The sequence below is a fragment of the Streptomyces sp. ISL-1 genome (assembly GCF_018614585.1).
GTDB classification, from domain to species: domain Bacteria; phylum Actinomycetota; class Actinomycetes; order Streptomycetales; family Streptomycetaceae; genus Streptomyces; species Streptomyces maoxianensis.
The window spans coordinates 142,186-156,737 of sequence record NZ_JAGGOI010000029.1; the positions used below are offsets into that span (position 1 = coordinate 142,186).

The 14,552-nt window shown below is 70.3% G+C and carries 11 protein-coding genes; 4 read left to right on the plus strand and 7 right to left on the minus strand.

From position 1 onward, the window contains the following. Window positions 1-215 precede the first annotated feature (215 nt). Complete coding sequence (gene ppdK, locus J7E87_RS20345; RefSeq protein ID WP_215095898.1) at window positions 216-2,948, plus strand: pyruvate, phosphate dikinase; 2,733 nt, start codon at window positions 216-218, stop codon at window positions 2,946-2,948. A 522-nt stretch (window positions 2,949-3,470) separates the two neighbouring features. Continuing rightward, window positions 3,471-4,463, plus strand: a complete 993-nt coding sequence (locus J7E87_RS20350) for a helix-turn-helix transcriptional regulator (protein WP_215095899.1) — start codon at window positions 3,471-3,473, stop codon at window positions 4,461-4,463. Here J7E87_RS20350 and J7E87_RS20355 read toward each other — a convergent pair. The 5 genes from J7E87_RS20355 to J7E87_RS20375 all read right to left on the minus strand — a co-directional run bounded on the left by J7E87_RS20355 (window position 4,460) and on the right by J7E87_RS20375 (window position 11,251). After that, on the minus strand, window positions 4,460-5,617 hold the full coding sequence (locus J7E87_RS20355; protein WP_215095900.1) for an alkaline phosphatase PhoX: 1,158 nt from the start codon (window positions 5,615-5,617) through the stop codon (window positions 4,460-4,462). The two genes, J7E87_RS20350 and J7E87_RS20355, sit on opposite strands and share 4 nt — an antisense overlap. 435 nt (window positions 5,618-6,052) lie before the next feature. After that, complete coding sequence (locus J7E87_RS20360; RefSeq protein ID WP_215095901.1) at window positions 6,053-6,976, minus strand: oxidoreductase; 924 nt, start codon at window positions 6,974-6,976, stop codon at window positions 6,053-6,055. A 48-nt stretch (window positions 6,977-7,024) separates the two neighbouring features. Then, window positions 7,025-7,408 carry a nitrite reductase small subunit NirD gene (gene nirD, locus J7E87_RS20365; protein ID WP_215095902.1) on the minus strand — a complete coding sequence of 128 codons (384 nt, stop codon included), beginning with the start codon at window positions 7,406-7,408 and terminating at the stop codon, window positions 7,025-7,027. Beyond that, window positions 7,405-9,987 carry a nitrite reductase large subunit NirB gene (nirB, locus tag J7E87_RS20370; protein WP_251017712.1) on the minus strand — a complete coding sequence of 861 codons (2,583 nt, stop codon included), beginning with the start codon at window positions 9,985-9,987 and terminating at the stop codon, window positions 7,405-7,407. The genes nirD and nirB overlap by 4 nt, the downstream gene beginning before the upstream one ends. Before the next feature lie 10 nt (window positions 9,988-9,997). Continuing rightward, window positions 9,998-11,251, minus strand: a complete 1,254-nt coding sequence (locus J7E87_RS20375; protein ID WP_215095903.1) for an NAD(P)/FAD-dependent oxidoreductase — start codon at window positions 11,249-11,251, stop codon at window positions 9,998-10,000. A 285-nt stretch (window positions 11,252-11,536) separates the two neighbouring features. Here J7E87_RS20375 and J7E87_RS20380 point away from each other — a divergent pair, with 285 nt between their 5' ends. After that, complete coding sequence (locus tag J7E87_RS20380; protein ID WP_215095904.1) at window positions 11,537-12,343, plus strand: putative protein N(5)-glutamine methyltransferase; 807 nt, start codon at window positions 11,537-11,539, stop codon at window positions 12,341-12,343. A 110-nt stretch (window positions 12,344-12,453) separates the two neighbouring features. Next, a complete protein-coding gene (locus J7E87_RS20385) occupies window positions 12,454-13,239 on the plus strand; it encodes a TSUP family transporter (protein WP_215095905.1) in 786 nt (261 codons plus the stop codon). Window positions 13,240-13,285: 46 nt separating this feature from the next. Here the strand turns inward: J7E87_RS20385 and J7E87_RS20390 are convergent, their stop codons facing one another. Then, window positions 13,286-13,915, minus strand: a complete 630-nt coding sequence (locus J7E87_RS20390) for a class F sortase (protein ID WP_215095906.1) — start codon at window positions 13,913-13,915, stop codon at window positions 13,286-13,288. A 97-nt stretch (window positions 13,916-14,012) separates the two neighbouring features. Continuing rightward, window positions 14,013-14,519, minus strand: a complete 507-nt coding sequence (locus J7E87_RS20395; protein WP_215095907.1) for a hypothetical protein — start codon at window positions 14,517-14,519, stop codon at window positions 14,013-14,015. Window positions 14,520-14,552: the final 33 nt, after the last annotated feature.

Here is a 14,552-nt window from a genome sequence, read left to right on the forward strand (position 1 = left end):
GTGGCGCTACCCGCGGTATCCGTCACCTTGAGTATCGATGGCTTCGAGTCTTGAAAACACACTGATGCTCCAACAGTCCACCAAGTACTTTCGATCTGGTGGCGGAGGAGTGGTTACGGCCGTATGACGGCCAGGTGGACGTACCCAGACGCCTTCGATCTGGGTATGTTCCTCGCCGTCAGGGCAGCCACCGAGTCCTCGAGGAGTCGAGACCCGTGTCGGAAAACAAAGATCAGAAGTTCGTCTACGACTTCACCGAGGGCAACAGGGACCTCAAGGGCCTGCTCGGCGGCAAGGGCGCGAACCTCGCCGAGATGACCAATCTCGGGCTGCCCGTCCCTCCGGGCTTCACGATCACCACCGAGGCGTGCAAGGTCTACCTCGACAGTGGCGAGGAGCCCGCGGCACTGCGTGACGAGGTCAGCTCCCACCTCGACGCCCTCGAGAAGACGATGGGGAAGCAGCTCGGCCAGGCCGACAACCCCCTTCTCGTATCGGTGCGTTCAGGCGCGAAGTTCTCCATGCCGGGCATGATGGACACCGTCCTCAACATCGGCCTCTCCGACGCGTCGGTCGTCGGGCTCGCGAAGCAGGCCGGCGAGGAGCGCTTCGCCTGGGACTCGTACCGCCGCCTGATCCAGATGTTCGGCAAGACGGTCCTCGGAGTGGACGGCGAGCTCTTCGAGGAGGCGCTCGAGGATGCGAAGGCCGCCAAGAAGGTCACCGTCGACACCGACCTGGACGCCGCCGATCTGAAGAAGCTGGTCAAGCAGTTCAAGAAGATCGTCTCCCGCGAGGCGGGCCGCGACTTCCCGCAGGACCCGCGCGAGCAGATGGACCTCGCCATCCACGCGGTCTTCGACTCCTGGAACACCGACCGCGCCAAGCTCTACCGCCGCCAGGAGCGCATCCCCGGCGACCTCGGCACCGCGGTCAACGTCTGTTCCATGGTCTTCGGCAACCTCGGCCCCGACTCCGGCACCGGTGTCGCCTTCACCCGCGACCCCGCCAGCGGCCACCAGGGCGTCTACGGCGACTACCTGCAGAACGCGCAGGGCGAGGACGTCGTCGCGGGCATCCGCAACACCGTGGCGCTCGCCGATCTGGAGTCGATCGACAAGAAGTCGTACGACCAGTTGATGCAGATCATGGAAACCCTCGAGACGCACTACAAGGACCTGTGCGACATCGAGTTCACCATCGAGCGCGGCCAGCTGTGGATGCTGCAGACCCGGGTCGGCAAGCGCACCGCCGGCGCCGCCTTCCGTATCGCCACCCAGCTCGTCGACCAGGGCCTGATCGACGAGGCCGAGGCCCTTCAGCGCGTCAACGGCGCACAGCTCGCGCAGCTGATGTTCCCCCGCTTCGCAGACGAAGGAGCACGCGGCGGGAAGGGGCCCGAGCTGCTCGGCCGTGGCATCGCCGCGTCGCCCGGCGCGGCCGTCGGCAAGGCCGTCTTCGACTCGTACACCGCGGTCAAGTGGTCGCGTTCCGGCGAGAAGGTCATCCTCATCCGCCGTGAGACCAACCCCGACGACCTGGACGGAATGATCGCCGCCGAGGGCATCCTGACCTCCCGCGGCGGTAAGACCTCGCACGCCGCCGTCGTCGCCCGCGGCATGGGCAAGACCTGTGTCTGCGGCGCCGAGGAGCTCGAGGTCGACACCAAGCGGCGCCGGCTCACCGTGAACGGGACCGTCATCGAGGAGGGCGACGTCGTCTCCATCGACGGCTCCACCGGCAAGGTCTACCTCGGTGAGGTGCCCGTCGTGCCGTCCCCGGTCGTCGAGTACTTCGAGGGCCGGATGCACGCGGGCGCCGACGACGCCAACGAGCTGGTCGCCGCCGTGCACCGGATCATGGCCTACGCGGACCGGGTACGCCGCCTTCGCGTACGGGCCAACGCCGACAACGCCGAGGACGCGCTGCGCGCACGGCGGTTCGGCGCGCAGGGCATCGGCCTGTGCCGCACCGAGCACATGTTCCTCGGCGAGCGCCGCGAGATGGTCGAGAAGCTGATCCTCGCCGACACCGACGACGAGCGCGAGCATGCACTGCACGCGCTGCTGCCGCTGCAGAAGAAGGACTTCATCGAGCTGTTCGAGGCGATGGACGGACTGCCCGTCACGGTCCGGCTGCTCGACCCGCCGCTGCACGAGTTCCTGCCCGACATCACCGAGCTCTCGGTACGAGTCGCGCTCGCCGAGGCCCGCAAGGACCACAACGAGAACGATCTGCGCCTGCTGCAGGCCGTGCACAAGCTCCATGAGCAGAACCCGATGCTGGGCCTGCGCGGTGTACGTCTCGGTCTGGTCATCCCGGGTCTGTTCGCCATGCAGGTACGGGCGATCGCCGAGGCCGCGGCCGAGCGCAAGAACGCCAAGGGCGACCCGCGCCCGGAGATCATGATCCCGCTGGTGGGCACCGTTCAGGAGCTGGAGATCGTCCGTGAGGAGGCCGACCGGGTCATCGCCGAGGTGCAGGCAGCCACCGGCACCGACCTCAGGCTGACCATCGGCACGATGATCGAGCTGCCGCGCGCCGCGCTGACGGCCGGCCAGATCGCTGAGGCCGCCGAGTTCTTCTCGTTCGGCACGAACGACCTCACCCAGACCGTGTGGGGCTTCTCCCGCGACGACGTGGAGGCTTCGTTCTTCACCGCGTACCTGGAGAAGGGCATCTTCGGGGTCTCCCCGTTCGAGACCATCGACAGGGACGGCGTCGGCGCGCTGGTCCGCAGCGCGGTCGAAGCCGGCCGGGCCACCCGCCCCGGCCTGAAGCTGGGCGTGTGCGGCGAGCACGGCGGCGACCCGGAGTCGGTGCACTTCTTCCACGAGGTGGGTCTGGACTACGTGTCCTGCTCGCCGTTCCGCATCCCGGTGGCGCGCCTGGAGGCCGGCCGCGCGGCGTCCGCGTCCGCGAAGGAGCGGGGCAGCGACTCGCGATAAGACGCCGGAGCCGTCGCCGGGGTCTGGGGGTTCGCCCCCAGTCGGTACCCCGACCCTCACCGACCCGGTGGCGGCTCCGGAACACCGAAGGGGAAGGGGCGGGCGCCTTGTGCGGGGCGCCCGCCCCTTCCATGTTCTTTCGACCTTTCGGTAAAGTCCCGTTGAATTCTTGACATTGCCCGACGGGCCGTTTCCGGCAATCGAATTCCTGCCATTTCGCTACGCGAAAATCAACGGGCGGAGCGCGGCCCGCGGATCCCCATCCGCCGACCGCGCCCCATTACCCGTGCCGGACAGGGAGCCGCACCCTCTGTCGCCCGCCGCCGGTCGCGCAAAGCCCCCCACGGTCTTCGCACGTCCATCGGTGACAGAAAGTTTCCTGCCCGACGTCGTACAGCCTTTCGGTTCCCACCCACCCCTCGCGAGGCGTTTCAACTGTGGCTGAAACACCGTGGTAACGTCCTGTGATGGCGTGCATACTCAGTGGCGGGGGCGATTGCGGATGCAACATGTGGGGGTTCGGTGCTACGTATCCATTTCACTGGCGACGACCTAGCCAGAGTGCGGATGGCGGTCCGCCCTGATGTGTTGTGGGAAACGATTCTCAGCTTTCACCGATTGCGGGAGCGCCGCCGCGTGCTCGTGTTCGGAGAATGGCGATCGGAAGCCCGCGCCCGGTTGAATGGTGAAACACGTCTGATTGCTCCGCTGGTTCCGCAACGGGGTTATTTCCCGGACTTTCTCACGCCTCCCGAAGGGGGCTGCGGGCTGGACGCGGGGCTGGAGGCGGTGCGGGCGACCCCGCCCGCCCGGCTGCACTCCGAGCTGGCTCTGGCGGCCTCTGGACGGGGCGGTGTGCCAGTGCTGCCCGGCCCGCTCGCCGCGCTCGCCGAAGGCGGCTCTGAGCCGCTCGCCCGGCTCGTAGGAGGCCTGCGCGGCTACTACCGCGCCGCCGTCGAGCCGTACTGGCCGCACATCCAGGCCAGGGTCGAGGCGGAGCGTGCCGTACGCGGCCGGGCGCTGCTCGACGGCGGCGCGGGCGAACTGCTCGACTCGCTGCCGCCGGTACTGCGCTGGCGGGCGCCGGTGCTGGAGGCCGACTATCCTGTGGAGCGCGAACTGCACCTGGACGGTCGGGGGTTGCTGCTCCAGCCCTCGTTCTTCTGCCGCGGCAACCCGGTGGTCTACCGGGACACCGCGCTCCCGCCGGTCCTGGTCTACCCCGCCGTCCACAGCTGCGCCCCCGCCTTCGGCGAGACGGGCGGCCCGTCGCTCGGCCGGCTGGTCGGACACACCCGCTCGGCCATCCTGCAGGCCATCCGCTTCGGCTGTACGACCAGTGAACTCGCCCGCAGGGCAGGGGTGTCGCTCGCCTCGGCCAGCCAGCACGCGGCGGTCCTGCGCGAGGCGGGCCTGGTGGTGACGCTGCGCCACGGCAACGCCGTACTGCACACCCTCACTCCGCTGGGCGCCGCCCTGCTGCGGGGCGGCGCCACTGCGGAGGCCGCGGGCTAGGAGCGGAAGGGCCCGGTCACCTCGTAGGTGATGCCGCCGGACGAGGAGCCGCTCGTACCGCGCTGGCTGGAGAAGTACAGCCGCTGGCCGTTCGGAGAGAAGGCCGGTCCGGTGATCTCGGAGGAGGACTGGCCGGTGATCCGCAGGAACACTGCGACGACGTCGTTCGGCGTGATGATGCAGATCTCCAGGTTTCCGCCGTCCTCCGCGACGAAGAGATCGCCGGAGGAGGAGCCGGTGATGTTGTCGACGCCGGTCAGTGGGGCGGGACCGGGGTTGACCAGGTTGTCGTCGTAGGCCAGCTCGTAGGTGCTGTTCAGCAGGTTGACCTGCCAGACGCGGTTGTCGCCCTTGGTGGTGAACCAGACGGTGTCGCCTGCGTAGTGACAGCCCTCGCCGCCGTTGAAGCGCTTGGCGCCGGAGACCTGGTTGCGGGTCGCGGTCGGCGAGCCGTCCGGGTCGGGCACGGTCCCCCAGGTGAAGCTGCCGGAGGTGCCGGTGCCGGCCTTGAGCACCTGGAGCGTGCCGGAGGAGAGGTTGCCCCAGGTGGTGGGGATGAACCGGTAGAGGCAGCCGTCGGACTCGTCCTCGGTCAGGTAGATCACCTGGCGCACCGGGTCGGCGGCGGCGGCCTCGTGCTTGAACTTGCCCATGGCGTCTCTGCGGGTGCTGGTGCCACCCCACGGGTTGGTCTCGTAGACGTAGCCGAGGGAGACCTCCTCGCAGGACAGCCAGGTGTTCCAAGGGGTGGCGCCGCCGGCACAGTTCTGCCGGGTGTTGGAGAGGATCCGGTACGCGCTGGTGATGGTGCCGGAGGAGTTGAACTTCACGGCGCTGGCGCCGCCGCCGGGGTTGATCTCCGAGTTGGAGACATAGATCCAGCCGCTGCCGTCGGCGAAGCAGGCGCCGCCGTCAGGGGCGTTGTGCCAGGTGTAGGAAGTGCCGGAGACGGTCTGCCCGGAGCGGGCGATCACCCGGCTGGTGAACCCGCTCGGCAGCTGAATGCCGTTGGCGTCGGCCGCGCCCAGTGAGCCGTACGGGCCGGGGCCGTTCTGGGCGGGGGCCGCGTACGCGGCACCGCGCATCAGGGTGCCGCCGAAGGCGGCCACGGAAGTGCCGATGACTGCTCCGCGCAGGAAGCTGCGACGTTCCACTTGTCACTCCAGGGTGGTGGTGACCGCCCCGTGGCACCGGTCGGCGCCATGGGGTCCCGCGCTTCCGGAACCTACGAGTGGCGAATTGACTGTACGTCAACGACAGGTGACGCACAGCGGTCGAATGTGCGGGGTTTCGGCCATCGGCACCGTTGCCGGGAGTCCGGAACCGATCGGGCATACCGTCAGGGCGTGTCCGCTACATGGGTTGTGCCGGGATCAGGCGGAATGTCGGTACACGCGGCCGACGAGGGGCGTCGCGCCGACAGCGAAGAGGAAGGCCGCTACTCGTACGAGATCGGCAGCAGCGTGCCCTGCTCATCCGGGTGGAGCAGGGCAGCGAAGCCGGCAGTGTCCACGTCGCGTACGGGCCGGGCGCCTGGATCTCCGTGAGCGGCACCAGCGGAGGGCTGCAGTCGGCGCCCAGCCTGCTCCTCAGGCCTTGAGGCCCTCGTACGTCACCGACGTGAGCTGCTCGGACGCCACCCACAGCCGCTCGCCCGCCGCGTCGTTGCGCGTCCACTTCGCCCGCTTCGACGGCGCGGGCGCACCCCGCCAGAGGAGCTTCGGCCCGGTGAAGGAGTCCGGCCGCACGCCCGGCGCGGTGGCCGCGTACAGCGTCGGCAGCGCGCCCGACTCCGCAGGCTGCGCCATGATCCGGTTGCCGGCCCGGATGAACCGCTCGGTCGCCTTCTTGCCTTCCAGCCGCGCGCCCGCGGTCTGCAGATTGGTGTCCGCGTAGCCCGGATGGGCAGCGGCCGCGACGACGTCGGAGCCCGCCGCGCCCAGCCGCCTGGCCAGTTCGTGGACAAAGAGCAGGTTCGCCGTCTTGGAGCGGGAGTAGGCGACCCAGCGGCGGTAGCGGCGCTCACTGTTGAGATCGCCCATGTCGACATTGGCCAGAGCGTGCATAAAGCTGGACAGGCTCACCACCCGCGCGCCCGGGGTGCCGAGCAGCTTCGGCAGCAGCAGCCCGGTCAGCGCGAAATGCCCGAGGTGGTTGACGCCGAACTGCGTCTCGAAGCCGTCGGCCGTCCTGCCGTAGGGCAGGGCCATCACACCGGCGTTGTTTATCAGCAGGTCGAGGCTCTCGTAGGGATAGCTCGCCGCGAACTCCCGTACGGAGGAGAGTTCCGCCAGGTCAAGGGGCCGGAAATGTACGTCGGCGCCCGGGACCCGGCGGGCTATGTGCTCCTGTGCCTGCTTGCCGCGGGCCTCGCTGCGGCACGCGAGGATCACTCGCGCGCCGCGGCGGGCCAGCTCCTGTGCGGTGACGAGTCCGATGCCGCTGTTGGCTCCGGTGACCACAGCGGTACGTCCGCCCTGGTCGGGGATGTCGCTCGCGTTCCAGCCCGACATGGCTGAACTCCTCGCTAGGGAACCTTGGTAGGTCCACCCTACGAACGATCAGGCAGCGGAGCCACTGTCGACGGCCAGGTCCGTGCCCAGCCGTACCTCGTATGACGTCACCGACACCGACTCGTCGTCCAGACAGTCCCCGCTCGCCAGGTCGAACCGCTGCTTGAGCAGCGGCGACGCCACGAAGGGCCTCCCGGCCGACGAGCCGACCAGACCCCGGGACAGGACCTGCGCCCCGCTGAAGGGGTCCCGGTTGTCGATGGCGTACGACCTGCCGTCGCGGCCCAGGAACACCGCGACCTGGCGGCCGTCGGGCAGCAGCGCCGCGACGCCGCGGCCCGGGGTCAGCAGGGAAAGTGAGCAGAGTGCGAGCCACTCACCGCCGAGGCGGAGCTGGACCTGCGTGTCCGTCTTCTCAGGGGCGATCGTCATCGGGCAGCGGTTCCTTCCAGAGTACGGATTTGCAGTACCGGCAGGTCCGGCTTGACCTGGTCGCGCTCGGGCACGAACTTCACCGTCGGGTCCGGGACTTCGGGCGCGTTCACGAAGGAGACGAAGCGGCGCAGCCGCTCCGGGTCGTTGATGGTCTCGGCCCACTCGTCGCGGTAGCCGGCGACATGGTCCGCCATCAGCGCTTCGAGCTCGGCGCAGATGCCCAGCGAGTCATGGACGACCACATCCCGTACATGACCGAGCCCGCCGTCGATCCGCTCCAGCCAGGTCGAGGTGCGTTCGAGCCGGTCCGCGGTGCGGATGTAGAACATCAGGAACCGGTCGATGAGCCGGACCAGTTCCGCGTCCGAGAGATCCTGGGCGAGCAGATCCGCGTGGCGCGGGGTCGCGCCGCCGTTGCCGCCGACGTACAGGTTCCAGCCGTTGGCGGTGGCGATGACGCCGAAGTCCTTGCTCTGCGCCTCCGCGCACTCGCGCTGGCAGCCGGAGACCGCGGACTTGAGTTTGTGCGGGGAGCGCAGGCCCCGGTAGCGCAGCTCCAGATCGATGGCCATCTTGACCGAATCCTGCACGCCGTAGCGGCACCAGGTCTGGCCCACGCAGGACTTCACGGTGCGCAGCGCCTTGCCGTACGCATGCCCGGACTCGAAGCCCGCGTCCACCAGGCGCGCCCAGATCTGCGGGAGCTGGTCGACGCGCGCGCCGAAGAGGTCGATCCGCTGGCCGCCCGTGATCTTCGTGTAGAGGCCGTAGTCGCGGGCCACTTCGCCGATCACGATCAGCTTCTCGGGGGTGATCTCACCGCCCGGGATGCGCGGCACGATCGAGTACGAGCCGTTCTTCTGCATATTGGCGAGGAAGTGGTCGTTGGTGTCCTGGAGCGCCGCCTGCTCGCCTTCCAGGACGTAGCCGTCGGCGCCGATAGTGGGGGCCAGCGAGGCGATGATCGAGCCGACGGTCGGCTTGCAGATCTCGCAGCCGTTGCCGCCCTTCGCCGCCTCACGGCCGTGCGAGTCGAGGAGTGCCGCGTACGAGGTGATGCGCAGCGCACGCACGATCTCGTACAGCTCCTGGCGGGTCTGCCCGAAGCAGCCGCACAGGCCCTTGTCGACCTCGACGCCCGACGCCTCCAGCTCGGCGTTGACCAGCTGGCCGAGCACCTTGACGCAACTGCCGCAGCCCGTACCGGCCTTGGTGCACTTCTTCACCTCGGGCACGGTCGTGCAGGAGTGCTCGGTGACCGCGCCGCGGATGGTGCCCTTGGTGACGTTGTGGCAGGAGCAGATGACCGCGTCGTCGGGCAGCGAGGACGGGCCGAGCGCGACCGGGGCGCCGAGCCCCGCGGGCAGCACCAGTTGTTCGGGCGAGATCGGCGGGACGGAGCCGGTGAGCGGGCGCAGCATGCCGTACGAGTCGGCGTCGCCGACCAGTACGCCGCCGAGCAGTTCGCCGTCCGGGCCGATGACCAGCTTCTTGTAGACGCCGGAGCGGGAGTCGGAGTAGACGACGTCGAGGCAGCCGTCGGCCGCGCCGTGCGCGTCACCGAAGGAGGCCACGTCCACGCCCAGCAGCTTGAGCTTGGTCGACATGTCCGCGCCGGTGAAGGACTTGACGTCGCCCTCCAGCGAGCCCTCCAGCGCGGCAGCCGCCGTCTCGGCCATCTCGTAGCCGGGTGCCACCAGTCCGTACACCCGGCCGTCCGACGCCAGCGCGCACTCGCCGATCGCGAACACCGCGGGGTCGGACGTACGGCACTGGTCGTCGACCACGATGCCGCCGCGCCCGCCCACCGCCAGGCCCGCGTCGCGGGCGAGCTGGTCCCGGGGCCGTACGCCCGCCGAGAAGACCACCAGGTCGGTGGCGAGGACCGAACCGTCCGACAGGGCCATGCCGTTGACGGCACCCGACTCGTCGACGGTGACTTCCTGGGTGCCGGTGCCCGTGTGGACGGTCAGCCCCATGCGCTCGATGGTCTTCAGCAGGGCAGCGCCGCCGCCGTCGTCGACCTGCACCGGCATCAGCCGGGGTGCGAACTCCACGATGTGCGTCTTGAGGCCCAGCCCCTTGAGCGCGCCCGCCGCCTCCAGGCCGAGCAGTCCGCCGCCGACGACCGCGCCGGTGGTGGCCGTCTTCGCGTACTCCTCGATCGCGAGCAGATCCTCGATCGTGCGATAGACGAAGCAGCCCGCGGCGTCCTTGTTCGGCACCGGCGGTACGAAGGGGTACGAGCCGGTGGCGAGGACGAGCGTGTCGTAGGTGAAGGTCCGCCCGGCGCGCGAGGTGACCGTGCGGGCCGCCCTGTCGATGGTCTCGGCCGGGTCGTCGAGGTGCAGCTCGATACCGTGGCGCTCCATGAAGTCGCCCTCGACCAGGGAGAGGTCGTCCGGGGTGCGGCCCGAGAAGTACGAGGTCAGCTGGACCCGGTCGTACGCGGCGCGGGGCTCCTCGCACAGCACGACGATCCGCGCCCGCTCGGCGACGCCGCGCTCTGCGAGGGCCTCCAGGAATCGCTGGCCGACCATCCCGTGGCCGACGACCACGATTGCGGGGGTGGGCATCGCAGGCATGTCAGAGGCCTCCATCATTGGTGAGCAGGTGGAGCAGGGGTACGGAGTCCGGCAGGGCCTCGTTGCCCTCCCAGGCCCGGGCGAGCGCGCCGACCGCGGCGAGATCCCCGAGCAGCACCCCGCCGACGAGCCGGTCCCCGCGGACGACGACCTTGCGGTACGCGCCCCGGGTGGCGTCGGCGAGCTGGATGACGTCGTCCCCCGGGCGGGGCGTCGGATCGCCGAAAGCGGCGAGATCGAGAGGGCCGGCGGCGGTGCCGGCCGCGCCGGAAGTGATGGTTGCGGTTGCCGCGGGCGGGACTGCCAGGCCCGTCAGGGTCAGCCGGGTCAGGGCGCGGGTGCCGGTGTAGCGGGCGGCTGTGCCGGTGAGTACGGAGGCCAGGACGTCCGCCTGCTCCAGTGCCGTGCCGGCCAGGCCCTGGACGATGCCCGCGTGTTCCGCGCAGTCGCCGATGGCGTGGATGTACGGGTCCGAGGTGCGCAGCTCGTCGTCGACGATAATGCCCTTGCGGACTTCCAGCCCGGCGTCCAGCGCCAGAGTGACCCTGGGGCGCACGCCGCACGCGAGGACGACGAGTTCCGCGTCCAGTGCGTACCCGTCGGCGAGTTCGACGGCACTGACCGCCGCGTCGGGGCCGCAGTGCAGGCCCCTCACCCGGCACTCCGTGTGGATCTCCACACCCAGTGCCTCCAGGTGGAGGCGGAGCAGATCCGATGCGGAAACGTCCAGCTGGCGCTCCATGATGTGCTCGCCCTGCTGGGCGAGCACCACCTTCGCGCCGCGCGCGGCCAGCGCCCTGGCCGCCGAGACGCCGAGCAGCCCGCCGCCGACGACGACCGCGCGGATGCCGGGACGTACGGCGGCCGACAGTGCCGCGCAGTCGTCCAGCGTACGGAAGGGGTGCACCCCGTCAGGGAGCCCGTCGCCGATGCCGCGAAGGGGCGGCAGCACCGGGTTGGAACCGGTCGCCAGCACCAGCCGGTCGTACGCCACCGAGGTGCCGTCCGCGCAGTGCACAAGACGCCGGTCCCGGTCGATCTCCAGTGCCCGCACGCCGCGGCGTACCGCAACCTCCGGCAGGGCGATGACCTCGGGGCCGTACCGCCCGGCGAGGACTTCCGCGAGCAGCACCCTGTTGTACGGAGCGTGCGGCTCCTCGCCGAGAACGGTGACGGGCACGCCCGCGCAGCTGAGCCGGCGGGCCAGTTCTGCGCCCGCCGTGCCGCCGCCGATCACCACGATCTCTGAAGCCATGCTCGCAGCCTGCGGCTTCGTTGTTACCCGGCAGGTTCTCGTCTGTTTCCCGTGAGGAACGCTGCCCTCAGCACGCCGGCGGCGAGTGTGTGAGGGGAACCGGGATACGCGCGCCCGCCGCCCGCCCGCTCGGGTAGTGTTCCCCTCTCCAGCAGTGGACCGTCCTAGGAGGTGAGACCCATTACCGCACGTGCAGGCTGGGTGCTCTCATCTCACGGCAGCGCGGTCGATCCGGCATAGGTGACCGCCCCGCGGGAGCGCCCACAGGCTTCCCGAAAGGCTTCCATGTCGGCTTCACCGTCACTTCTTGCTCAATCCGTCATTGTCACCAAACTCCGCGCCGCCGGCTGTGTATTCGCCGAGGACGAGGCGCGACTGCTTCTCTCCACGGCACTGACGCCGTCCGAACTCGCCGCCATGGTGGACCGCCGGGTCGCCGGGCTGCCCCTTGAACACGTCCTCGGGTGGGCCGAGTTCTGCGGTCTGCGGGTGGTCCTGGAGCCCGAGGTCTTTGTGCCCCGCCGGCGCACCGAGTTCCTCGTGGCGCAGGCCGTCGGGCTCGCCGGGCCGGGCGCCGTCGTCGTCGATCTGTGCTGCGGTTCCGGTGCGGTGGGCGTCGCGCTGGCGGCGGCACTGCAGGAGGCCCAGCTGTACGCCGCCGATGTCGACCCGGCCGCGGTGCGGTGCGCCCGGCGCAATGTCGGGGCTGTCGGGGGCCAGGTGTACGAGGGCGACCTGTTCGCGCCGCTGCCCGCGGCATTGCGGGGCCGGGTCGATGTGCTGGCCGCGAATGTGCCGTACGTACCGACCGAGGAGGTCGAGCTGCTGCCCCCGGAGGCGCGCGAATTCGAGCCGCGGGTGGCGCTGGACGGGGGTGCGGACGGGCTTGACGTGCTGCGGCGGGTGGCCGGTGAGGCGCCGCGGTGGCTGGCGCCCGGTGGGTGCCTGCTCGTCGAGACGAGCGAGCGGCAGGCGCCGCGGGCCGTCGAGGCCTTCGCCGGCAGCGGGCTGGTGCCGCGGGTGGCTGTCTGCGAGGAGCTGTACGCCACCGTCGTCATCGGAACCAGGCCCGCGGAATTCTCCCGGGCCTGATCCGCGGCCGACCTGTGCCGACTGCTCGCCCGCCGGCGGAACCTCAGACGTCGCTCAACTCTCCCGGGATTGATGGACGCCACACCCATCTCGTCCGTAGGGTCGCGATCATGCCCGACATATCGCTGACCATGCTCGTCTTTCTCTGCCTCGCCGCCGCCGCGGCGGGCTGGGTCGACGCGGTGGTGGGCGGCGGCGGGCTGCTCCTCCTGCCGGCCATGCTGCTCGGCCTGCCGCACGTCCAGGCCGTGCAGATCCTCGGCACCAACAAGGCCGTCGCCATCGTCGGCACATCGGGCGCCGCGATCACCTATGTGCGCAAGGCCCCGGTTCAGGTGAAGACGGCGGTACGGATTGGGCTCGCCGCCCTCGCGGGCTCGATGGGCGGCGCGTTCTTCGCGGCCGGGATCAGCAGCGACGTACTCCGGCCCGTGATCATGGTGGTGCTGCTCGGCGTGGCGGCCTTTGTGATGCTGCGCCCCACCTTCGGCACCGCACCGGACGCGGACCGGCGCACCGTCGGCCGCGCCCGCATGATCGCCGCGATCGTGCTCGTCGGCGGCGGAATCGGCTTCTACGACGGCCTGTTCGGGCCGGGCACCGGCACGTTCCTGGTGCTCGCGCTCACCGCCGTACTCCATCTCGATCTGGTGACCGCGTCCGCCACCGCCAAGATCGTGAACGTCTGCACCAACGGCGGGGCCCTCGCGATGTTCGCCTACCAGGGCACGGTGATGTGGCAACTGGCTGCGCTGATGGCGGTGTTCAACCTGGCGGGCGGCATGTTCGGCGCCAGGATGGCGCTCAGGAAGGGCAGCGAGTTCGTCCGCGGAGTGCTGCTCGTCGTGGTCTTCTCGCTCGTCGCGAAGCTCGCCTTCGACCAGTGGACCGCGTAGCGGGGTGCCGGCCGACTCAGGCGGATCGGCGCCGTAGCGCGGACGATCACGCCGGCGGTGGCCGTACGCCGATCAGGTGCGCGAACGCCACCACATTCCCCATGTAGCCCGTCTGCTGCGTGAAGCCGCCCCCGCAGGTGATCACCCGCAGCTCCGCCCGGCCGCTGGGCCCGTACACCTTCTTGTCCGGGAACGCGGCTGCCTCGTACACCTCGATCGCATCGATAGTGAACACGGCCGTGAGGCCGTCCCGCCGGGTCACCTCGATCCGGTGGCCCTTCTTCAGCGCGCCCAGGTTGTAGAAGACCGACGGGCCCTTCGCGTTGTCGACATGGCCGGCGACGATCGCCGTGCCCTTGGCGCCGGGGGGCGTGCCGTCCCGGTACCAGCCCACGAGGTTGCGGTCGGCGGCAGGTGGCACCTCGAGGCTGCCCTCGCTGTCGAGGCCCAGACCCGTGACCGGGGCCTCGACCCTGATTTCCGGTATGCGCAGCCGCAGGGGAGGAGACGGCGGCAGCGGGTCGGCGGCCGCGTCGGTGTGGTGGCCGGGACCGGCCGCGAAGGCCTCCGCGGCGGACGGGACCGGCGGGGTCACGTTCTCGGAGCCGTTCTGGACCAGCCACAGGCCGGCGCAGACGGCGAGGGCTATGAACCAGCCGTTGCCCTTGGCGCTCATCGGTCCTCCGGGTGCGGTCTCGCCCGCTCCCGGCAGGCCCGGGGGCCTGACGGGAGCGGGGACACGGCGGTCCCCCGGGGCGGTCAAGACCGCCCCGTCAGCTGCCCTGCGCGCCGCTCGCCCGGCGGCGCAGGAGCAGGGTTCCGCCGACGGCGGCCGCGGCCAGTACGGCCACGCCCGCCGCGATCTGGGTTGTGTCCGGGCCCACGCTGCCGCCGACGCCGGTATGCACACGGCCGCTCGGCTGCTTGTCGTGGCGCACCACGAGGTCCCCGGTGACCCGCTTGCCGTTCTTACAGCTCACCTCGATGGCGTAGGTCCCCGGCTCGGTGTGGTGCGGGACCGTGAACCGGCCTACCGCGACCTCTTTGTGCGTACTGGGCGCCAGACGGAATTCGCCCGCGCCCAGCGCCCGCGCGTTTCCGACGCCGCGGCCGCCGGGACCGCAGGCGGGGGTGTTCACGGTGATGATCGCGCCCGGCGCGACGATCGACGGGAACACCTCCAGTACCGCGAAGTCCCCGGCGTACGCCCCGTGGGCGCCGAGCCCTATCGTGGCGGCTGCCACCGCGGTAGCGGCCAGCAGGCGGGCGGTGGTGCGCATGGCGGTCCTCCGGAGAAGCGCGGTGGTGCGACT

Excerpts from the sequence above, each read along its gene's own strand:
- J7E87_RS20375 (WP_215095903.1), bottom strand. The coding sequence starts at position 11,251 with ATGGCTTCAGAGATCGTGGTGATCGGCGGCGGCACGGCGGGCGCAGAA.
- J7E87_RS20385 (WP_215095905.1), top strand. The coding sequence starts at position 12,454 with ATGCCCGACATATCGCTGACCATGCTCGTCTTTCTCTGCCTCGCCGCC.
- nirD (WP_215095902.1), bottom strand. The coding sequence starts at position 7,408 with ATGACGATCGCCCCTGAGAAGACGGACACGCAGGTCCAGCTCCGCCTC.
- J7E87_RS20395 (WP_215095907.1), bottom strand. The coding sequence starts at position 14,519 with ATGCGCACCACCGCCCGCCTGCTGGCCGCTACCGCGGTGGCAGCCGCC.
- nirB (WP_251017712.1), bottom strand. The coding sequence starts at position 9,987 with ATGCCCACCCCCGCAATCGTGGTCGTCGGCCACGGGATGGTCGGCCAG.
- J7E87_RS20360 (WP_215095901.1), bottom strand. The coding sequence starts at position 6,976 with ATGTCGGGCTGGAACGCGAGCGACATCCCCGACCAGGGCGGACGTACC.
- J7E87_RS20390 (WP_215095906.1), bottom strand. The coding sequence starts at position 13,915 with ATGAGCGCCAAGGGCAACGGCTGGTTCATAGCCCTCGCCGTCTGCGCC.
- J7E87_RS20380 (WP_215095904.1), top strand. The coding sequence starts at position 11,537 with ATGTCGGCTTCACCGTCACTTCTTGCTCAATCCGTCATTGTCACCAAA.